The organism is Nonomuraea sp. ZG12 (assembly GCF_052068115.1).
Lineage (GTDB): Bacteria > Actinomycetota > Actinomycetes > Streptosporangiales > Streptosporangiaceae > Nonomuraea.
In genome coordinates this window covers 804,778-823,719 of sequence record NZ_JBQHCW010000001.1, presented here as the reverse complement: position 1 = coordinate 823,719, position 18,942 = coordinate 804,778, and the positions used below count along the sequence as shown (strand labels likewise).

21 protein-coding genes are annotated in these 18,942 nt (G+C 71.5%); 14 read left to right on the top strand and 7 right to left on the bottom strand.

Annotated features, from left to right (window positions below; genetic code table 11):
* The first annotated feature begins 36 nt into the window (after positions 1 to 36).
* Positions 37 to 711 carry a TetR/AcrR family transcriptional regulator gene (locus ACTMTF_RS03885; protein ID WP_441109241.1) on the top strand — a complete coding sequence of 225 codons (675 nt, stop codon included), beginning with the start codon at positions 37 to 39 and terminating at the stop codon, positions 709 to 711.
* Here ACTMTF_RS03885 and ACTMTF_RS03880 read toward each other — a convergent pair.
* Positions 654 to 968, bottom strand: a complete 315-nt coding sequence (locus ACTMTF_RS03880; RefSeq protein WP_397000141.1) for a DUF4190 domain-containing protein — start codon at positions 966 to 968, stop codon at positions 654 to 656. The genes ACTMTF_RS03885 and ACTMTF_RS03880 overlap by 58 nt on opposite strands.
* An 88-nt stretch (positions 969 to 1,056) precedes the next feature.
* Between ACTMTF_RS03880 and ACTMTF_RS03875 the strand changes: the two genes are divergently transcribed.
* Both ACTMTF_RS03875 and ACTMTF_RS03870 read left to right on the top strand, forming a co-directional pair.
* Complete coding sequence (locus ACTMTF_RS03875; RefSeq protein ID WP_441109240.1) at positions 1,057 to 1,530, top strand: nitroreductase family deazaflavin-dependent oxidoreductase; 474 nt, start codon at positions 1,057 to 1,059, stop codon at positions 1,528 to 1,530.
* Positions 1,531 to 1,585: 55 nt separating this feature from the next.
* Complete coding sequence (locus ACTMTF_RS03870) at positions 1,586 to 2,452, top strand: ion transporter (RefSeq protein WP_441109239.1); 867 nt, start codon at positions 1,586 to 1,588, stop codon at positions 2,450 to 2,452.
* A 23-nt stretch (positions 2,453 to 2,475) separates the two neighbouring features.
* Here the strand turns inward: ACTMTF_RS03870 and rpsD are convergent, their stop codons facing one another.
* A complete protein-coding gene (gene rpsD, locus ACTMTF_RS03865) occupies positions 2,476 to 3,090 on the bottom strand; it encodes a 30S ribosomal protein S4 (protein WP_397001520.1) in 615 nt (204 codons plus the stop codon).
* A gap of 77 nt (positions 3,091 to 3,167) precedes the next feature.
* On the opposite strand from rpsD, the gene ACTMTF_RS03860 reads away from it, so the two are divergent.
* Positions 3,168 to 3,869: a DUF2470 domain-containing protein gene (locus ACTMTF_RS03860; RefSeq protein WP_397000147.1), complete on the top strand. Its 702-nt coding sequence runs from the start codon at positions 3,168 to 3,170 to the stop codon at positions 3,867 to 3,869.
* 67 nt (positions 3,870 to 3,936) lie between these two features.
* The gene (locus ACTMTF_RS03855; RefSeq protein ID WP_441109238.1) at positions 3,937 to 4,299 is read left to right on the top strand and encodes a hypothetical protein; all 363 of its coding nucleotides are present in this window, start codon (positions 3,937 to 3,939) and stop codon (positions 4,297 to 4,299) included.
* A 12-nt stretch (positions 4,300 to 4,311) separates the two neighbouring features.
* Here the strand turns inward: ACTMTF_RS03855 and ACTMTF_RS03850 are convergent, their stop codons facing one another.
* A complete protein-coding gene (locus tag ACTMTF_RS03850; protein ID WP_441109237.1) occupies positions 4,312 to 5,520 on the bottom strand; it encodes an ROK family transcriptional regulator in 1,209 nt (402 codons plus the stop codon).
* 141 nt (positions 5,521 to 5,661) lie between these two features.
* Here ACTMTF_RS03850 and zwf point away from each other — a divergent pair, with 141 nt between their 5' ends.
* The 4 genes from zwf to eda are packed head-to-tail and all read left to right on the top strand — an operon-like array spanning position 5,662 to position 10,677.
* Positions 5,662 to 7,137, top strand: coding sequence for a glucose-6-phosphate dehydrogenase (gene zwf, locus ACTMTF_RS03845; protein ID WP_441109236.1), 1,476 nt, complete (start codon positions 5,662 to 5,664; stop codon positions 7,135 to 7,137).
* A complete protein-coding gene (gene edd, locus ACTMTF_RS03840; RefSeq protein WP_441109235.1) occupies positions 7,134 to 9,077 on the top strand; it encodes a phosphogluconate dehydratase in 1,944 nt (647 codons plus the stop codon). Before zwf ends, edd begins: the two co-directional genes overlap by 4 nt.
* On the top strand, positions 9,074 to 10,069 hold the full coding sequence (gene glk / locus ACTMTF_RS03835) for a glucokinase (RefSeq protein WP_441109234.1): 996 nt from the start codon (positions 9,074 to 9,076) through the stop codon (positions 10,067 to 10,069). The genes edd and glk overlap by 4 nt, the downstream gene beginning before the upstream one ends.
* Positions 10,066 to 10,677 (top strand): bifunctional 4-hydroxy-2-oxoglutarate aldolase/2-dehydro-3-deoxy-phosphogluconate aldolase, encoded by a 612-nt coding sequence (gene eda / locus ACTMTF_RS03830; RefSeq protein WP_397000159.1) that lies wholly within the window; start codon positions 10,066 to 10,068, stop codon positions 10,675 to 10,677. Before glk ends, eda begins: the two co-directional genes overlap by 4 nt.
* Positions 10,678 to 10,680: 3 nt before the next feature.
* Here the strand turns inward: eda and ACTMTF_RS03825 are convergent, their stop codons facing one another.
* From ACTMTF_RS03825 to ACTMTF_RS03810, 4 genes are all read right to left on the bottom strand, one after another.
* Complete coding sequence (locus ACTMTF_RS03825) at positions 10,681 to 11,106, bottom strand: DUF5360 family protein (protein WP_441109233.1); 426 nt, start codon at positions 11,104 to 11,106, stop codon at positions 10,681 to 10,683.
* Positions 11,090 to 11,638 carry a TetR/AcrR family transcriptional regulator gene (locus ACTMTF_RS03820; protein WP_441109232.1) on the bottom strand — a complete coding sequence of 183 codons (549 nt, stop codon included), beginning with the start codon at positions 11,636 to 11,638 and terminating at the stop codon, positions 11,090 to 11,092. The genes ACTMTF_RS03825 and ACTMTF_RS03820 overlap by 17 nt, the downstream gene beginning before the upstream one ends.
* A gap of 68 nt (positions 11,639 to 11,706) precedes the next feature.
* Positions 11,707 to 12,429, bottom strand: a complete 723-nt coding sequence (locus tag ACTMTF_RS03815) for a DUF6082 family protein (protein ID WP_441109231.1) — start codon at positions 12,427 to 12,429, stop codon at positions 11,707 to 11,709.
* Between the two features lie 365 nt (positions 12,430 to 12,794).
* The gene (locus ACTMTF_RS03810) at positions 12,795 to 13,820 is read right to left on the bottom strand and encodes a trypsin-like serine peptidase (protein WP_441109230.1); all 1,026 of its coding nucleotides are present in this window, start codon (positions 13,818 to 13,820) and stop codon (positions 12,795 to 12,797) included.
* 430 nt (positions 13,821 to 14,250) lie between these two features.
* Between ACTMTF_RS03810 and ACTMTF_RS03805 the strand changes: the two genes are divergently transcribed.
* The 5 genes from ACTMTF_RS03805 to ACTMTF_RS03785 are packed head-to-tail and all read left to right on the top strand — an operon-like array spanning position 14,251 to position 18,811.
* Entirely contained in the window at positions 14,251 to 14,907 is a 657-nt protein-coding gene (locus ACTMTF_RS03805; protein WP_441109229.1) for a DUF998 domain-containing protein, read from the top strand.
* Positions 14,904 to 15,818, top strand: a complete 915-nt coding sequence (locus ACTMTF_RS03800) for a hypothetical protein (protein WP_441109228.1) — start codon at positions 14,904 to 14,906, stop codon at positions 15,816 to 15,818. Before ACTMTF_RS03805 ends, ACTMTF_RS03800 begins: the two co-directional genes overlap by 4 nt.
* Positions 15,758 to 16,975, top strand: a complete 1,218-nt coding sequence (locus ACTMTF_RS03795) for a glycosyltransferase (protein WP_441109227.1) — start codon at positions 15,758 to 15,760, stop codon at positions 16,973 to 16,975. The genes ACTMTF_RS03800 and ACTMTF_RS03795 overlap by 61 nt, the downstream gene beginning before the upstream one ends.
* A complete protein-coding gene (locus ACTMTF_RS03790) occupies positions 16,947 to 17,648 on the top strand; it encodes a response regulator transcription factor (RefSeq protein WP_441109226.1) in 702 nt (233 codons plus the stop codon). The genes ACTMTF_RS03795 and ACTMTF_RS03790 overlap by 29 nt, the downstream gene beginning before the upstream one ends.
* The gene (locus ACTMTF_RS03785) at positions 17,645 to 18,811 is read left to right on the top strand and encodes a sensor histidine kinase (protein WP_441109225.1); all 1,167 of its coding nucleotides are present in this window, start codon (positions 17,645 to 17,647) and stop codon (positions 18,809 to 18,811) included. Before ACTMTF_RS03790 ends, ACTMTF_RS03785 begins: the two co-directional genes overlap by 4 nt.
* The last annotated feature ends 131 nt before the right edge of the window (positions 18,812 to 18,942 follow it).

Here is an 18,942-nt window from a genome sequence, read left to right as displayed (position 1 = left end):
ATTTTGGAGTGACTGCAAACTTGATAGCATGGCGAGGTGGACGAAGGACTGCGGGAGCGGAAGAAGCGTGAGACCAGAGAGCGCATCTCGGACATGGCGATGGGCCTGTTCCTGTCACGCGGGTTCGACAACGTGACCGTGGCCGAGGTGGCGCGCGCGGCCGACGTGTCGGTGAACACGGTGTTCAACTACTTCCCCGCCAAGGAGGACCTCTTCCTGGACCGGCAGGACCAGGTGGAAAGCATGCCCGTCGAGGTGGCGCGGGGGCGTGCGCCGGGTGAGAGCGTGGTGCGGGCGTTCCGGCGCGACTTCCTCGACGCGCTGAAGACGCGCGACTGGCGTTACGGGCTGAACGAGGGCGGTGACGTGTTCGCCGGGATGGTGGCCGGCAGCCCCGCGCTACGCGCCCGGATGAGCGAGCTCCACCTCCGGCGCGAGACGCTCCTGGCGGCCGCGCTGGCCGAGGACGCCGACGCGGACGACGACGACCTCACGCCGCGACTGGTGGCCGCGCACCTGCTCAACACGACCCGCCTGCTGTCGGACTACGCCATGCGCAGAATGCTCGCGGGCGAGGCGTGGGAGACGATCGGGCCCGACCTCAGGACCCAGGCCGGCCGGGCGTTCGACCTGCTGGAGTCGGGCCTCGGGGATCAGTTCAGGCCGCCGGACAGCGCCGCGCCGCCGAGGACCAGGAAGAACAGCCCGTAGATGGCGATGATGCCGAGCATGATGCAGGTGCTGATGATGCCGCAGATGCGCCCCGCCTGGACCATGCCCCGGTTCTCGTAGACGTAGCCGCTGTTGTCGATCTCGCGCAGCGCCTTGGTCCCCATGTTCCAGGCGAACGGCCCGATGATCTGGCAGATGACCAGGCTCAGGATGCCGAGCACCAGGATCGTGGTGCCGTTGGGGTGGGTCTGCGGCGGGGGACCGTAGTACGAGGGCCCATAGTTGGGATAGGACATCTGCGCTGGACCCCTTGTCGTATGGCGGATTTCGTGGGTTTTATACCACAGCGCCGTGTCGCGCCGTGGATTGCTACACTCCCGGCCCATGATCCGGTCATTCACGCCGTTCTTCCAGTGGTTCGCGGCAACGGACTGGTTCATGAGGGTGGGACCACGGGTGCTGCCGAAGTTCGACCGGGTCCTGCGCCGGCTGGCCGGGAGCAGACTCCTCAGCGGCGGGCCGCTGCCCACGCTGGTCCTGACGAGCACCGGCGCCAAAACCGGCCTGCCGCGCGGCGTCCCGCTGGTCTGCCGGCCGGAGCCGGACGGCGCGCTGCTGGTCGTGGGCAGCAACTTCGGCCAGGACCGCCACCCGGCGTGGAGCGCCAACCTCCTCAAAACGCCCGAGGCCCGGGTGGGCTTCGGCGGCCGGGAGTTCGGGGTCACCGCGGTGCTGCTGACCGGCGCCGAGCGCGCGGCCGTCTGGCCCGGCCTGATCGAGCAGTGGCCGGTCTATGACCGCTATACGGACATATCTGGGCGCGAATTGCGGGTCTTCAGGTTGATTCCTATGCATTGATCATTTTGCGCCATCATGGACGGGATCATCCACCGTCCCGAGGAGCCCCGCCCCCGTGCGCGAACGCACCCGTGCCGTCCTGGCGCACCGGCACTTTCAGCGATTCATCATCGCCGTCATCCTGGTCAACGCCGGCACCCTGGGTCTGGAGACGTTCCCCTACGTCGTCGAACGCCACGGCGAGCTGCTCGTCATCGTCGATCACGTGGCGCTCTACATCTTCGTGGCGGAGCTCGCGGCCAAGGTGTACGTCGAGAGGCGTGACTTCCCGCGCGACCCGTGGAACATCTTCGACACCGTGATCGTCGCCATCGCGCTCGCGCCCGCCACGGGCGGGCTGTCGGTGCTGCGATCGCTGCGCATCCTGCGCGCGCTGCGGCTGCTGTCGGTGGTGCCGAGCCTGCGCAAGGTGATCTCCGCCCTGCTGCGCGCGATGCCCGGGATGAGCTCGATCGTGCTGCTGCTCTCCCTGGTCCTGTACGTGGCCGCCGTCCTGGCCACCAAGCTGTACGGCGCGACGGCGCCCGACCGGTTCGGCAGCCTGCCCACCTCGCTGTTCACCCTCTTCCAGACCATGACGGGCGACGACTGGGGCAACATCGCCAGGGAGGTGATGACCCGGCACCCCTCCGCCTGGATCTTCTTCACCGTCTTCATCCTGGTGTGCACCTTCGTGGTGCTGAACCTGTTCATGGCGGTCGTGGTGAGCGCGATGGACGAGGAGGCGGCCGCCGAGCGGGCCGAGCTGGAGGCGGAGATCGAGGACGTGTCCGCCGCCTCCACCCAGCGCATCCTGGACGAGCTCGCCGCGCTGCGCAAGGAGGTGGCCGAGCTGCGCGCGCACACAGCGGCCGGCACAACGAACGGCCAGCGCGCCGGCAGGGGGCGCCCGTCCCGCACCAAGGGCCGCGCCTCGGCCTGAGCGGTCCAGGGCGCCCGCGCGGGCTAACGCGAGTAGAACTCGACCACGAGCTGCTCGTCCACCGGGACGACGATCTGGCCGCGCTCCGGCCTGGCCGCCAGCGTGACGGTCAGGTTCGCGTGGTCGACCGAGAGGTAGGGCGCGATGCGCTCGTCGGCGTGCACGCCCTCGGCGGCGGCGACGAACGGCTGCATCCTGCGTGACCGCTCTCGCACGGTGATGACCTGTCCGGGCTTGACGAGGTAGCTGGGGATGTCCACCTTGCGGCCGTCGACCGCGATGTGGCCGTGCGCGATGTACTGCCGGGCCGCGTAGATCGACGGCGCCAGGCCGGAGCGCAGCACGAGCGAGGCCAGCCGGGTCTCCAGGATCGTGACGAGCTCCGCGCCCGAGGCGCCCTGCTTGCGCACCGCCAGGTCCCAGTAGCGGCGGAGCTGGCGCTCCGACACGTCGTAGTACCAGCGCAGCTTCTGCTTCTCCAGCAGCCGCAGGGCGTAGTCGCCGCTGGCCCGGCGGTTGGTCTTGCGGCCGTGCTCGCCCGGCGGGTAGGGGCGCCGCTCGAAGTAGCTCACGGCCTTCTTCGTCAGCGGCACGCCCGCCCGGCGTGACAGTCGCACCTTGGGACCGGTGTAGCGCACGTTCACCTCAATGTGGTTAGGTATTCCTTACTTAGGTGAGGCTAACCTAAAGCCCAGTGAGATCTCAAGGAGGCCCCATGCTGCCGATCCAGGAGCGGATCCGTACTCTCGCCGCGACCGCCGGCGTGGTCAGGCTCTCTGTGGACGACACGCCGTCGCCCGCGCGCGGCGGAGTCGACGAGCAGGGCCGGCCGGTGCTGCTGGTGCGGCAGGGGGAGCCGCTGCACGGGCTGAGCGGCGACGCCGTGGTGGCGGTGCACCTGACCGCCATGCGCCGCCTCGGCCGGGTGGAGCACCCGCGCGGGCTGCTGGAGGTGCAGGGCTGGGCGCAGGCCGTACCGGAGGACGAGGCCCGCGCCGCGGCGGTGGCCGTCGCGGCGCACGACGCCGACGAGGCCCTGTTCGACGCGCTGGAGGGCTACGGCCGGCCGGGCGCCCCCCAGCTGCTGCGGCTGGACGTGGCCCAGGTGATCTACCTGACCGGGCAGGAGTCCGGGGTGCTGGACGCCGACGAGTACCTGGACGCCGAGCCGGACCCGCTGGCGGAGACCGCCGAACGGGTGCTCGCCCATGTCAACGCCGCGCACCGGGCCCAGCTCGCGAACGGCGTGTCCAGGCAGCTCGACCGGCCGGCCGCGGAGGTGTGGCTGTGGGAGCTCGACCGCTTCGGGGCCACCGTGCGCGCGGACGAGTCGCTGATCCGCTTCCCCTGGCCCGCCCCGGCCAACAGCGTCTCCGGCCTGGAGAGCGCCCTGAACGGCCTGCTCTGCACCTGCTGAAGGTTGTTGATCACGATTCGCGGCTAATTGTCACGTGTACGGCCCGGCGTGACTATCATCGGCCCCTGTGAGACAGACCGAACGGCGCGGGCGGATCCTGCTGATCGCCGCCGCACTGACCGGCACCCTCATGCTCGTGCTCGCGGGGGTCCTGTCGACCGGCAGCCTGCCCGGCGCCTCGCTCTCCCCCGCCAGCGTGTCCGGCTTCCAACGGCCCGCCGTGCTGGGCGCGATCGAGTCCGCGCCCGTCCGCGTCCCGTCCGCCGAGGCGTCGCGGCGGCCGCTGCCCCGCCGGGACGTCGACGCCTCGCCGTCGCCCACCGGCCTCCGGCGCCCCGCCGCACGCCCGTCCCGCGTGCCGTCGCCGGCCAAGGCCGATGCCAAGCCGGACCGGAAAGAGGACAAGAAGCGCGGCAAGTGCCCCCGCTGAGTCCCGTGGATCTCAGGCCATCGCCGATTTCTTGATCTCGCGTACGGCGCGGCCGGTCATGGCCGCGTCGACCGCGTCCGGGGACAGCACGTGGTCCAGCACCATCACCGCGCAGCCGCTGATGCCCGCCGCCGCGCCCAGCCGGCTCGGCTCGATGCGCAGCCTCCTGGTGGCCAGGGCGGTGGAGCGGCGGTAGACGACCTCGCGGATGCTCGACACCAGCGGCCCGAACGCCTCCGCCATGTCACCGCCGAGCACCACGACCGACGGGTTGAGGATGTTGACGGCGGTGGCCAGCACCTCGCCGATCCTGCGCCCGGCCTCACGCACCGTCGCCATCGTCTCGGCGTCGCCGGCCCGCACCAGCGCCGTCACGTCGGCGATGGTCTTGACGTCCTTGCCCGCGGCGCGCAGGTCGCGCAGCAACGCGGTGCCGCTGGCCACGGAGTCGACGCAGTCGATGTTGCCGCAGCGGCACAGCACCCCGCCGCCGTCTCGCACCGGGATGTGCCCGATCTCGCCGGCCGCGCCGAGCGCGCCGCGCAGGATCTCACCGCCCGCGATGACGCCCGCGCCGATCCGGGTGGAGACCTTGACGAACATCAGGTCGCCGAGCTCCGGGTAGGCGCCCCGGTGCTCGCCGATGGCCAGCACGTTCACATCGTTGTCGACGAGCACGGGGACGGGGAAGCGGGCGCGGATGAGCGGCGGGATCACCACCCCGGTCCATGAGGCCATCACCCGGGCGCTCTCGGTGCGCCCCTGTGCGAACTCGACAGTGGCGGGCACGCCCATCCCGACGCCCTTGACCACGGCGCGCGGCCAGTCGGCGAGCAGCTCGTCCCAGGTGTCCATGACCAGCGGCAGCACCACGTCGGGGCCCTGCTCGACGTCGATCGCGAAGTCCTGACCGGCCAGCTCGCGCCCGGCCAGGTCACAGACGGCCACCCTGGTGCGGCTCGCGCCGAGCGCGGCCACCAGCACGACGCCGCCGCCGGCGTTGAACTCCAGCCGGACGGGAGGCCTGCCGCCGGTGGACGGCGCGTCGGCGCACTCGACGACCAGGCCGCGTTCCAGCAGCTCACCGACGCGCACCTGCACCGCCGGGCGTGACAGGCCGGTCACCCGGCCGAGGTCGGACCGCGTCACGGCCTCACCGGTGCGGATGAGGCGCAGCACCTCGCCACTCGTGGCGAGGGCGGCAGCGGTACGTCGAGTCATCGGTTAAGTGAACCACAGGAGGTTATGTCATGAAAAGTCTCGACTTTTTCATCTCAAATACCAAAACTCTGCTTGTGCACGACCCAAACTCTGGCTAGTGTCCGTTCTGTCCCTACTTGGTAGATCATCGGAGTTCTCGCCGTGCCCCCGCTTACGTCTCCCCCGGTCGCTCACACCGCCGACCTCGTCGTCTTCGGCGGCACCGGCGACCTGTCCATGCGCAAGCTGCTGCCCGCGTTGTTCCACAGCGACAGAGACGGACGGCTGGCTCCGGAAACCCGCATCATCGCCCTGTCCCGGGGCGGGCTCACCGACGCCGACTTCCGCGGCAAGGTGGACGCCGAGGTGCGCGACCAGGTCCCGGTGGACGATCACGCCATGTGGCAGCGCTTCCTGGGCCGCCTGCACCACCTCACGGTCGACGTGGGCGGGCAGGACCGGACCGGGTGGAGCGCGCTGTCGCGGATGCTGGGCGAGCACGAGCCGCGTGACCGGGTGTTCTACCTGGCCAGCCCGCCGATGACGTTCGGCCCGTTCTGCCGCGAGCTGGAGCAGGCCGGGCTGGTGACGCCGAACTCGCGCGTGGTGCTGGAGAAGCCGCTCGGCCGCGACCTGCCCAGCGCGCAGCTGATCAACGACGAGGTCGGCGCCATCTTCGACGAGCAGCAGATCTTCCGCATCGACCACTACCTGGGCAAGGAGACCGTGCAGAACCTGCTCGTGCTCCGCTTCGCCAACGCCTTCCTGGAGCCGGTCTGGAACTCGCTCTGGATCGACCACGTGCAGATCACCGTCGCAGAGACCGTCGGCACGCCCGGCAGGCGCGGCTACTACGACCATGCGGGCGCGCTGCGCGACATGGTGCAGAACCATCTGCTGCAGCTCCTCACCCTGACCGCGATGGAGCCGCCCGCCCGCAACGACCGCGAGGCGATCCGCGACGAGAAGGTGAAGGTGCTGCAGTCGCTGCGCCCCATCACCGGCACCGAGGTCGACCGCTTCACCGTGCGCGGCCAGTACGCGCAGGCCGACGGCATGCCCGGCTACCTCGCCGAGCCCGGCTCCACCCCGCCCACCGAGGCGTCGAGCCGGGTGGAGACCTTCACCGCGATCCGCGCCGAGATCCGCAACTGGCGCTGGGCCGGGGTGCCGTTCTACCTGCGCACCGGCAAGCGCATGCCGCACCGGCGCTCGGAGATCGTGGTGCAGTTCAAGGACGTGCCGCACTCCATCTTCCCCGGCGGCGCGCCGAACCGCCTGGTGCTGCGCCTGCAGCCGGAGGAGGGCATCGAGCTGCACATCATGGCCAAGGAGCCCGGAGCAGGCGAGATCATGCTCAAGCCGGTGCCGATGAGCCTGAGCTTCGGCAAGACGTTCACCACCCGGGTCCCCGACGCCTACGAGCGGCTGCTCACCGACGTGCTGGCCGGCAACCCGACGCTGTTCATGCGCCGCGACGAGGTCGAAGCCGCCTGGCGCTGGATCGACCCCATCCTGGACGCCTGGCAGGCGTCCCCCGAACTGCCCGAGCCCTACCCCGCCGGCACGACAGGCCCCGCGGGCGCCCACGAACTGCTCGGCCGCAGCGGTCGCGCGTGGCATGAGGAGGAAGCGTGAACCCCGTCATCCAGGACATCACCGATCGGATCGCCGAGCGCAGCGCCGCCAGCCGCGCCGCGTACCTGGAGCGGATCCGCCGTGACGGCGAGGCCGCCCGCGCCAAGGGCCCGGCCCGCGCTCACCTGGGCTGCGCGAACCTCGCGCACGGCTTCGCCGCCGCCCCCGCCGAGGACAAGCCCGCCCTGCGCGGTACGGCCAAGCCCGGCGTGGCCATCGTGACCAGCTACAACGACATGCTCTCCGCGCACCAGCCGTACGAGACCTACCCGGCCGAGCTGAAGGCGGCCGTGCGCCGGGCCGGCGGGGTCGCGCAGGTGGCCGGCGGGGTGCCCGCCATGTGCGACGGCATCACGCAGGGCCGCGCCGGCATGGAGCTGTCCCTCTACAGCCGTGACGTGATCGCCATGTCGACCGCGATCGCGCTGTCGCACGACATGTTCGACGCGTCGCTGCTGCTGGGCGTCTGCGACAAGATCGTGCCCGGCCTGTTCATCGGCGCGCTGCACTTCGGGCACCTGCCCGCCATCTTCGTGCCCGCCGGGCCGATGACCTCGGGCCTGCCGAACAAGGTCAAGGCCCGTACCCGCCAGCTCTTCGCCGAGGGCAAGGTCGGCCGGGTCGAGCTGCTGGAGGCCGAGTCCGCCTCCTACCACTCCGCCGGCACCTGCACCTTCTACGGCACCGCCAACTCCAACCAGGCGATCATGGAGGTCATGGGCCTGCACCTGCCGGGCTCCACCTTCGTCAACCCGCACACCGAGCTGCGCCACGCGCTGACCGAGGCGGCGGGCCGCCGGGCCGTGGAGATCACCGCGCACGGCGCCGAGTACACCCCGATCGGCGAGCTCGTCGACGAGAAGGCCATCGTGAACGCCTGCGTGGCGCTGCTGGCCACCGGCGGATCGACCAACCACACGCTGCACCTGGTCGCCATGGCCGCCGCCGCCGGCATGGTGCTGACCTGGGACGACCTGGCCTGCCTGTCGAAGGCCGTGCCGTCGCTCACCAAGATCTACCCCAACGGCCAGGCCGACGTGAACCACTTCCGGGACGCCGGCGGCATGCAGGTGCTCATCGGCGACCTGCTCGACGAGGGCCTGCTGCACGCCGACGTGCTCACCGTGGCCGGGCCCGGCCTGGACCGCTACCGCACGGCTCCCCACCTCAGCGACGGAGAGCTGATCTGGGAGCCGGTCGCCGGGACCAGCGCGGATCTGGACGTGCTGCGTCCCGTGAAGGACCCGTTCTCCCCCGACGGCGGCATCCACATGCTGTCCGGCAACCTCGGCGCGGCCGTCAGCAAGGTGTCGGCGGTCAAGCCCGAGCACCTGGTGATCGAGGCCCCGGCCAAGGTCTTCGACGACCAGCTCGACCTGCTGCGCGCCTTCGAGGCGGGCGAGCTCGACGGGCAGGACTTCGTCGCCGTCATCCGCTACCAGGGGCCCAGCGCCAACGGCATGCCCGAGCTGCACAAGCTCACCTCGCCGCTGTCGGTGCTGCTGGACCGGGGGCAGCGGGTGGCGATCGTCACCGACGGCCGTATGTCGGGCGCCTCCGGCAAGGTGCCCGCGGCCATCCACCTGTCGCCCGAGGCGGCCGACGGCGGCCCGATCGCGCTGGTCCGGGACGGCGACGTGATCCGGCTCGACTCGGCGGCGGGCTGCCTGTCCCTGCTGGTCCCCGCCGAGGAGCTGGCTCAGCGGACGCCCGGGGGCCGGCCGCTGAGCGACGCGCAGTGGGTCGGCACCGGCCGCGAGCTGTTCACCGCCTTCCGGCGGATGGCCGGGCACGCCGAGCAGGGCGCGGGCATCTTCGGCGTCAGCGGCGCCGAGTCCCCGCACCACGGCCCCGGCCTGGGCTTCGCCGCCGAGTCCGGCTCCTCCCACCTGGAGACGGGCGCGGCGGTGGGTGCGCGCCACGCCGGAGCCTCCCGGTGACGGCTTTCGACCTGCCCTGGCTGGTGGCCGACGTCGGCGGGACCAATGCCCGGTTCGGGCTGGTCACGTCGCCCGAGGCGCGGCCGTCACAGGTCGCGGTGCTGGCGGGGGCGCGGTACGGGACTCTCGCCGACGCCATGGAGGGGTATCTCGCCGAGCATGCGGGCGGGGCGCGGCCCGGGGCGGCGTGCTTGGCCGTGGCGGGGCCGATCGACGGAGACCGCTACCGGCTGACGAACTCGCCGTGGGCCGGGTCGGTGCGCGAGCTCGATGTGCCGTTCGCGGCGCTGCTCAACGACTTCGAGGCGCTGGCCCTGTCGCTGCCGCACCTGAACGGCGGCGAGCTGGTGTCGCTGGGCGGGCCGGAGCCGGCGTACGGGGTCAAGGCCGTGCTGGGGCCCGGCACCGGGCTCGGCGTCGGCGGCCTGGTCCCCACCGGGGACGGCTGGACGCCCATCCCCGGCGAAGGCGGCCACGTCACGCTGCCCGCCAGGGACGACAGGGAGCTGGAGATCGTCCGCGCACTGCGGGCCGGCGGGCGGGAGCATGTGCTGGCCGAGGACGTGCTGTCCGGGCCCGGCCTGGTCCGGCTGCACCGGGCGCTGGCTCGGGTCAACGGCGTCGCCGCCCCCGAGCTGACGTCCTCCGACATCGTGGCGCGGCTCGACGACTCGCTCTGCGCGGAGACGGTCGAGGTGTTCTGCGCAATGCTGGGCGGATTCGCCGGGAACGTGGCGCTGACACTCGGCGCCAGGGGTGGTGTCTACCTGGGCGGCGGGGTCCTGCCCCGTATCGTGGAACGTGTGCGCACCAGCGACTTCCGCGCCAGGTTCGCCGCCAATCCCGACATGTCCAGCTATCTGGAGGGCATCGCCACCGGGCTGATCGTCGCGCCACAGCCGGCGCTGACCGGCGCCGCCGCCTGGCTCGCCCAGCGTGCCGCCAAAGAACTGATCTCACGACCGCGCGCCACTGAGGAGTACACCGCATGAGTTTGCTCGATCTCGCCCCCGTCATCCCCGTCGTGGTGATCGACGACGTGGAGACCGCCGTGCCGATGGCGCGGGCGCTCGTCTCCGGCGGCCTGCCGGTCATCGAGGTGACCCTGCGCACGGCGCCCGCGCTGGAGGCCATCGCCAGGATCGCGGCCGAGGTGCCGGAGGCCCGGATCGGCGCCGGCACGATCCGGACCACCGACGACATCGCGGCGGCGCTGGACGCCGGGGCGAAGTTCCTGGTCTCGCCGGGGACGACGCTGACCCTGGTGGAGGGCATGGACGCGAGCGGCCTGCCGTACCTGCCGGGGGCGGCGACCGCGTCGGAGGCGATGGCGCTGGCCGAGCGCGGGATCAAGGAGCTGAAGTTCTTCCCGGCGGAGGCGGCGGGCGGCGTGGCCTACCTCAAGTCACTGCAGGGCCCGCTGCCGGACGTGCGCTTCTGCCCGACGGGCGGCATCCGGCTCACCACCGCCCCCGACTATCTGGCGCTGCCGAACGTGGGCTGCGTCGGCGGCTCCTGGCTCACCCCGGCGGACGCCCTGGCCTCCGGCGACTGGGGCCGCATCGAGAAGCTGGCCTCGGAGGCGGCCTCCTTGCGGTAGCGCTCAACGCCGTGTGCCGCCCTGAGCCGTGACGCCTGCGGTGCCGCCCGCCGTGATCAGGCGGGCGATGCCCGGAATCGGGAACAGCATGAGGTAGAGGTTCGGGATCCACCAAGCCAGGGAGAAGTCGCCGCGCAGGGTCCAGAACGCGATCGCCATCAGCCCCGAGGCCATGGTCAGCACCAGGGAGACCAGCATGAGGGGCAGGCCCGCCGCCTGCCTCCGGCGCAGCAGCCACAGGCTCGTCAGACCGGTGGCGCTGGCCAGGAGGTCGATCCAGAGGAAGGACCAGTTCCAGTCGGCCATGAGCGGATCGGCGTAATCGGCGAACGCCCATTCCGGTGGGATCAGGCCCAGGCCCGTGACGCTGAAATAGGCGACGAAGCCCAGATCGGTGACGAGCATCAGGGCCTTAGTGGTGCGCAGCACGGTCGATCGACTCCAGGAGATAGCGGCGGGTCCGTTCGTGCAGGCCGGGCTCCGGCTCGCCCAGCCCGAGCAACCGGGCGGCCCACCAGCCGTCCACCGCCAGCCGTACGGCGGTGGCGACGGCGGGATCGATGCCGTCGTCGGCCAGCCTGGCCTGCCAGGCGGCGTAGCGCTCCCGCAGGGGTCGCAGCCCGGCCGGATCGACCAGCACCCCGGCCAGCAGCGCCACGGTGATCGTGTCGGCGGGGGCCTGCGCGACGTGCCGTTCGGGGATCGTGGCGTTGATGTAGGCGCGCAGGTAGTCGCCCGGATGTCGGCCCGCCTGCGCGAGAGCCTCGTCGAAGGCGTCGGTGAGACGCTCGATCATGGCGGTGACCAGCGCCTGCTTGGTCGGGAAGTGGTAGAACAGGCCGCCCTTGGAGACACCGGCCCGCTTGGCGACGGCTTCGAGGGTGAGCGACTCCACCCCCTCGGTCAGGAGCACTTCGGCGGCGGCATCGAGCAGACGGTCTTTGGAGCTGGCTCTGGGCACTCCGAAACTGTACCGGTCGGCCGGTACAGTTTTAATCGCAGGCCAGAACCTCGCACCGCTGTCCGTGATCAGCCCCGGCCGCCGCGCTTCTTGCCGAGGACCATCCCGGCCCCGACCGCGACGACCGCCGCCACCCCGCCCGCCACGAGCACCCAGGGCGGCCCGCCACGGGACACGCGCGAACGCTCCGCCACCGCCTCGCCCGCCTGGACGGCCTTGTGGTACTCCTCCTCGACGATCTCGCCGAACCGCCGGTCATGACGGTTGCGCTCGCTCGCCCGGAACCAGGCCCGGTTGTACTCCCAGTGCTCCCGGCTGATTCGCGACCTGAACCTGACGGCCATCTGCATTCGCAACTCGGCGGTCGTCAACTCCTTGAGCGCGTAGAACGACCGGAAGAGCCCGAGCTGCATGTTGGCGTACGCCCACGTCCGCATCTCCTCGGCCGCCTCCGCCGTTCCGTCCCACTTCGCGCCGTCCACCTGCATGAGGGACGGATCCTCCATCACGAAACGCATCATCTCGACATGGAGCATCCGCACGGTGGTCTCCGACGAGATCCGCGCCGCCCGCGCCTGGAAGGCCACCGAAACGGCCAGCGCCAAGAAGGACACCGCGGTGAGCAGCGCGACGGCGGAGCCATAGGCATCACCGACGTCGGCGAGCAGGGCCCAGTCGACACCCGTCACGCCGGCGAGCCGACCGAGCACGATCGGCGACGCCAGAAGGATCAGCAGGACCGCGAGTCCCGCCGCCACCCCACCGGCCCACTTCGCGATGGTCCTCGCCATAGCCTCACTCCCTCCGGAAGGATGCCCACCTTCGGTATCCGCTTCCAGCGCGACCGCATTACGACGAGCCGGCTGTGGAGCCGATGCCTGGGCGCCGTCATGAGCCGCCGGAGCCGTGGCGTACTGTGCGGCCCGCTTCTGCCGGGCCGGGCCGACGAGAGCTGCCGTCTGCGGCACGTCCAGGATGTTGACCTGGCGGGGCAACGGCGCATCCGTGGGGCCGCGTCCCCGTTTCGGCCTCAGGAGATCTCTTCATCGATCGTCCACTCGACGTGCCGCGGCCCCTCCGAGGCGTCCTGCTCGCCGCACCAGCGCACTGCCGTGCCACCGCGGCCGCTCCCCGGCGGACGCGGTGGCGACGGCGGCTATCGAACGGCGAAGCCGGTCCACTGTGCGATGGCGTACCGGTAGACCTCGACCAACTCGCTGTCGAAGTAGGGCGAGATGCCGGTGTCGTACCGGTCATCGCCGTCCGTGTCGGAAACGCTCATCGTGATGCCGTTGAGATAGCCGGTACGGGTGTCGCTCGCGTAATCGATCAGCCATGAGGAGCCGAGAGCGCCTTCGCCGGTGAACGGGGAGTCCACGCCGACGGGCCGATCCGCGCGGAGGGCCGTGAACCTGGTCGCGAACGTCGACCCGGTCGACCGTTCGAGGGTCTCACCCGTGTAGGGCCGGCTGCCGTCGGGGTTGGGACCGGCGGGATAGCCCAAGACATCGACCGTGGACGTGACCGGCTGGTTGACCGCGAGCCCTTGGCCGCCGACGTTGGCGCCCAGGGCTCCGGCGTTGGTCAGCACGTCCGGGGAAGACTGGACGACGCCGTGGTACACGTTGACGAAGGCGTAGTCGCGGTCGAAGTCCCGGATGTCGTCGAAGTCGTAGTGCGAGGTGCCCAGCTTCCCGACGTACAGGCCGAACGGTGTCGTCCCCTCGGAGTAGCCGGGGACGAAGACCCACTTGCCGAGCGCGCCCATCGGGGCCTCGATGTCGAACAGGCAGTGAGCCGCCGTCGCGACGACGTTACGGTACTTCGACTGCATGGACGTGCCGGTACACCAGTGCGGCAGGCCGTCGCCGCCGATGAAGAACACCTTGCCCCAGGTCGTGGGCGTCCTCCCCTCCTGCGGGGGCGGCCCCTCCAGCGGAGGGACGACGGTGCGCGGAGGGCCGTCCGGGACGATGTCCGTGGACAGGCGTTCCGCGCCCACCGCAGTCCGTACGGTGTACGGGGTGGCGTTCTTCAGGTTGGCGGCTTCATCGGCGAGCCAGAAGCTCGCGACCTGCTGAGCCGTCGTCATAGTGCTCGCCAGCGGGACCGTCGCCATCCGCACGGCGTGCGCCGGTGTGGCGACGACAGTGGAACCCAGCACGCTCAACCCGATGCTCAACGCTGCCAGTGCACGCCTCAAGGGCGATCTCCCGTCCAGTCATGGGGCGCGGTCGTAGTGCCCCGTGGAGAGCCGACCGATCGACACGGCCGGCGAACGGCAAGATCGTAACTTCGGCAGAGCCCTTTATCCTAGGATTTTTAGATCACAAGTTCGATATGTGACGGGACCAGGACGACGAACACCCGCCGACGCCGGCAGTTCATGGACGACACGCAGGTCAATCGCGCGTCGGGCACCGCGTGGTCGCGCGAATGATCATCCGGCTGCTGCCGCGCCGCGTACGGTCGTCGCGCCGCTCGGACGGGGTTCGCGCTCGGTCAAGGCAAGGCCGGCGCTCGTGCCCCGGCCACGACCCGACGCCTGCTTCACGGAAGCTTCACACTCGGAGTCGTACGAGCCACATGATCACCCGGTTCGCTGTCGAAGTATGGACGGCATTCCCCTCACCCGAAAACTCGTGGTCACGGCTCACGCCGGACTGGCCGGGGCGCTGGTCGGCACCGCCGCCCTGCACCTCGGCTGGGCGCGGCAGGTGGACACCGTCCGGCAGGTGCTCAGCGACTTCGCGCTGAGCGACGGCGCGTACGGAATCTTCGCCGGGACCGTGGCCTGTCTCTCGGTGGGCTCGATGGCGCTGGTCGCCGGGCTCGTACGGTCCAGACTGCCGATCGGCGCGCCGGCGGTCGTCCTGCTGAGCGTGTGGTGCGGCGGACTGGCGCTGGCAGCGATCTTCCAGACCGACGCGCCGGGCGCCCTCTCCGTGAGCGGGCTCGTACACCGGTACGCGGCGGGCGGAGCCGTGGCGGCGCTCCCGGCCGCCGGGCTCCTGATCGCCCGGCGGCTGGGGCGGCGGCCCGGCTGGGAGACGACCGCGCGGTCGCTGCGCCGTACCTCCTGGGCGAGTGTGGCGGGCTGCCTCGCCTTCATGTGCGCGCATGTGTGCGCCACAGCCGCGGCCCCGACCGCGCTGGCACAGGAGATCGGCGGCTGGCTGGGGCTGGCCGAGCGGGTCACCCTCGCCCTGGAGATGGGCCTGCTGTACATCCTGGCCGGCCTGGTGCCGGCGAGCCGGGAGGGCAGATGACCTGGCTCGCCATCGCCCTCGCGGTCCTGAACGCCTGCTGCTTCACCGCCGGGACCTGGCTACAGCACAGCGCGTCGACCGGTGGCGCGTCCTTGGCGGCCGCGGTGCGGCGGCCCCGCTGGCTGGCGGGGCTGGCGCTGCTCGCGACGGGGGCGGTGATGCAGGTCAACGCGCTGCGACTGGCCCCGGTGACCGTGATCGAGCCGGCCGGGGTGATCGGAATCGTGATCAGCGTGGTGTGGGCGCTGCGGATCCGACGTGCCCCACTGCGGTGGGGCACCGGCCGTGCGCTCGCGGCGATCGTCGTCGGGACGGGCGCCTTCGCGGTGCTCGCCGCGCTGAACACCGTCACCCGCCCGGTCACCACGGCAGCGCAGATCCAGGCCGGTGCGCTGGTCCTCGCGGTGGTGGCCGGCTGCCTGCTGGTCGCCCGTCCGCTCCGGGGCCGGGCCCGGTGCCTGGTCCTGGGCATGGGCGGGGGCACCGCCTACGGCTGCACCTCTGTGATGATCAGGGCCGCGACGGAGCAGTTCGCCTCGCACGGCATCAGCGCGCCCCTGCTCGGCTCGCTCGCCGGCCTGGCGGCGACGGTCCTGGCCGGTTTCTGGCTCGTGCAGCGCGCCTACGCCGACGGACCGCCCGAGAGCACGGTGGCGACCCTCACGGTCGTGGACCCGCTGGTGGCCGTCACCATCGGCATCGGCCTGCTCGGCGAGGCCCCCGGCCTGACCCTGCCGATCGCCGCTCTAGGGCTGGCCTTCGCCGCCGTCGCGATCGGCGGGGTCGTCCGGCTCTCCCATGACATCCCCACCCCGCAACCTTCTTCCGTTACGTACGACAGGAGCATCCCATGTCCGGAAGTCACATCCGGCGTATCGTCATCGGCGCGGACACCTATCCGCCCGACGTGAACGGCGCCGCGAACTTCGCCCACCGCCTGGCCACCGGGCTCGCCGGCCGAGGCTACGACGTGCACGTGATCTGCCCCGCCACGGGCGCCGGTCCCGAACGCGTCACGCCCGGCGGTCCGACCGTGCACCGGCTCGCCTCACAGGGCACCCCCTTCCATCCCAGCTTCCGTGTCTGCCTGCCGTGGCGGATCCGCGGCTCGGCCGCCCAGCTGCTGGACCGGATAGCGCCCGACGTCGTCCACGTGCAGTCCCACTTCGCCGTGGGCCGCACGCTGATCGGCGCCGCTCGGCGCGCGGCGATCCCGGTGGTGGCGACCAACCACTTCATGCCGGAGAACCTCGTCCGCTACGCCCCCCTTCCCGGCCGGCTCGCCGACGCCGCGTGCCGGCTGGCCTGGCGTGATTTCGTACGGGTCTTCCACCGCGCCGAGATCGTCACCGCCCCCACTCCCCGAGCCGTGGGGCTGATGCGGGAGCACGGCCTCATCGGTGGCGCCGTCCTCCCGGTGTCCTGCGGCCTGGACCTGCACCGATTCGCACAGCCCACGGCGGCGAACCGGGGCGAGGGACTGCGGGTGCTCTTCGTGGGCCGGCTGGACGCGGAGAAGAACGTGGACCAACTCCTGCGCGCCCTGCCGCTGCTGCCCGCGCGGCTCCCGGTCACGGCCGAGATCGTGGGCGACGGCTCCCGCCGCCGCGACCTGGAGGACCTGGCCCGCGCGCTCGGCGTCGCCGACCGCGTCACCTTCCACGGCCTGGTCAGCGACCAGGAGGTCCTGGACGCCTACGCCCGCTGCGACGTGTTCTGCATGCCCGGCACCGCCGAACTGCAGAGCCTGGCTACCATGGAGGCCATGGCCGCCGGAAAGCCCGTCGTCGCCGCCGACGCCACGGCGCTGCCCCATCTGGTGCACCCCGGACACAACGGACTGCTCTTCCCGCCCGGCGACGTCCCGGCCCTGGCCGCGGCCCTCGGCTCGATCCTGGACGATCCCGAAGGCCGGGCGCGCATGGGACAGGCCAGCCGTGAGATCGTCGCCCGCCATGACATCGGGCTCACCCTGGACACCTTCGAAACCGTCTATCGGCAAGCGGCCAGGCTCACGACGGCCGATGACAGAGAGAACCATGAGCACACAGCGCATTCTGGTCGTTGACGACGAGCCGAAGATCCGGATGACGCTGCGCGGCTATCTGGAGGCGGACGGCTTCGAGGTCCTGGAGGCGCCGGACGGCCCGTCCGGCCTCGCCTCGGCCGTCCGCGAGCAGCCTGACCTGATCGTGCTCGACGTGATGCTGCCCGGCCTGGACGGGTTCGAGGTGCTGCGCCGGATCCGGGCGAGCAGTCAGGTCCCGGTGATCCTGCTCACCGCCCGGACGGAGGAGGTGGACCGGGTCATCGGCTTCACCGCGGGCAGCGACGACTACGTCACCAAGCCGTTCAGCGCCCGTGAACTCGCCCTGCGGGCGCGCGCCATCCTGCGCCGCGCGGAAGTCCCGGCGCAGACCCCGGAGGAGCGGGCGCTGCGCTTCGACGGCCTGGTCATCGACCCCGACACGCGTACGGTCACCGGTGACGGCCGTACGGTGGAGTTGTCCGCGCTCGACTTCGACCTGCTGGTGGCCCTGGCCCGCGCGCCGGGCCGGGTGTTCACCCGCCGCGGGCTGATCGACCACGTGTGGGGACGTGACTTCTTCGGCGACGAACGGGTGGTGGACGTGCACATCCGCACGCTGCGGCGCGCGCTCGGCGACGACGCGAGCGCACCCCGGTACGTCGGCACGGTGCGGGCGATCGGCTACCGCTTCCTCGCCCGCCCCGCCGGATGACCCGCCCGCCCGGTCACCTGAGGACCGCCGTGGCCGGGATGATGAGCGGCGCGGGACGACGGCTGCCGGCGCTGCCCCTGACCATCCGCCTGGTGCTGTCCCACATGGCGGTCCTGGTCGTGACGCTCGTGGCGATCAACGTCGCCGCCGACATGTTCGGGCAGGAGGTGCCCGTCGCCGGGCTCACCGAGATCGAAGCGCTGGTGCTCAAACTGGCCGGCGGCGGGCAGGGAATCATCAGCGCCGAGACGGTCCTGCCCGCGCTGGCCATCGGCGTGATCGCGGCGCTCGTCCTGTCCCTGGTGTTCTCCCGGTTCCTGCTGCGGCCGCTGCGCCAGGTCAGCGCCGCCACGCACCGCCTCGCCGACGGGCACTACGGCGACGTCCTCACCCTCCCCCGGGAGCCGGGACTCGCCGCCCTGGTCGAGGACGTCAACCGGCTGGCGGCGGCGCTCGCCGACGTCGAACGGCGGCGAGCCCGCCTGGTCTCCGAGATCGCCCACGAGATGCGCACCCCGATCACCATCCTCAGCGGCCAGATCGAGGGCATGGCCGACGGCATCTTCACCCCCGACGACGCCATGTTCGCCTCACTCAGCGACGACCTCATCCGGCTGCGACGCCTCACGGACGACCTGTCCAACCTCTCCCGGGTCGAAGAGGGCGCGTTCACCCTGCGAAACTCCCTCACCGACGTGACCGCCCTGACGAGGAGCACCGCCGAACGGCTGCGCCCCCAGTTCGACGACGGCCAGGTCACTCTCGCCGTGACCCCAGGCCCGCCGGTCATGGCCATGCTCGATTCCGGCCGCGTCGCCCAGGTGCTGGTCAACCTCCTGGGCAACGCCCTGCGCGCCTGCGATCCCGGCGGCCGGGTGTCGGTCACCGTGCGCACCGGCGAGGGCCCGGCCCCGCATGCCGAGATCACCGTCCAGGACGACGGGGTCGGCATCGCCGCGCACGACCTCACCCGGATCTTCACCCGGTTCGAACGCGTCGAGCACCCCGGACGCCCGGCCCCCGCCGGCGGCAGCGGCATCGGCCTGACCATCGCCCGCGGCATCGCCCACGCCCACGGCGGCGTCATCACGGCAACTTCCCCTGGTCCGGGCCGGGGGTCGACCTTCACCGTCCGCCTGCCGCTCACGTCCCCAGAGGTCTAGCGGGTCGGCTCCAGGCGCCGATCCGCCTACTGATCGTCGAGCCGGGCGTCGGCGAGCCGCCCTGGAACCGGCCGAGGCCGTCACCTCGCCACCGGGGTGTGCGTTCACCCATTAGAGTCTGGGGTGGAAAA

Bases quoted from the DNA above. Each gene is read 5' to 3' on its own strand.
- ACTMTF_RS03880 (WP_397000141.1), bottom strand. From the start codon at position 968: ATGTCCTATCCCAACTATGGGCCCTCGTACTACGGTCCCCCGCCGCAG.
- ACTMTF_RS03875 (WP_441109240.1), top strand. From the start codon at position 1,057: ATGATCCGGTCATTCACGCCGTTCTTCCAGTGGTTCGCGGCAACGGAC.
- ACTMTF_RS03860 (WP_397000147.1), top strand. From the start codon at position 3,168: ATGCTGCCGATCCAGGAGCGGATCCGTACTCTCGCCGCGACCGCCGGC.
- ACTMTF_RS03850 (WP_441109237.1), bottom strand. From the start codon at position 5,520: ATGACTCGACGTACCGCTGCCGCCCTCGCCACGAGTGGCGAGGTGCTG.
- eda (WP_397000159.1), top strand. From the start codon at position 10,066: ATGAGTTTGCTCGATCTCGCCCCCGTCATCCCCGTCGTGGTGATCGAC.
- ACTMTF_RS03815 (WP_441109231.1), bottom strand. From the start codon at position 12,429: ATGGCGAGGACCATCGCGAAGTGGGCCGGTGGGGTGGCGGCGGGACTC.
- ACTMTF_RS03805 (WP_441109229.1), top strand. From the start codon at position 14,251: ATGGACGGCATTCCCCTCACCCGAAAACTCGTGGTCACGGCTCACGCC.
- ACTMTF_RS03800 (WP_441109228.1), top strand. From the start codon at position 14,904: ATGACCTGGCTCGCCATCGCCCTCGCGGTCCTGAACGCCTGCTGCTTC.
- ACTMTF_RS03795 (WP_441109227.1), top strand. From the start codon at position 15,758: ATGTCCGGAAGTCACATCCGGCGTATCGTCATCGGCGCGGACACCTAT.
- ACTMTF_RS03790 (WP_441109226.1), top strand. From the start codon at position 16,947: ATGAGCACACAGCGCATTCTGGTCGTTGACGACGAGCCGAAGATCCGG.
- ACTMTF_RS03785 (WP_441109225.1), top strand. From the start codon at position 17,645: ATGACCCGCCCGCCCGGTCACCTGAGGACCGCCGTGGCCGGGATGATG.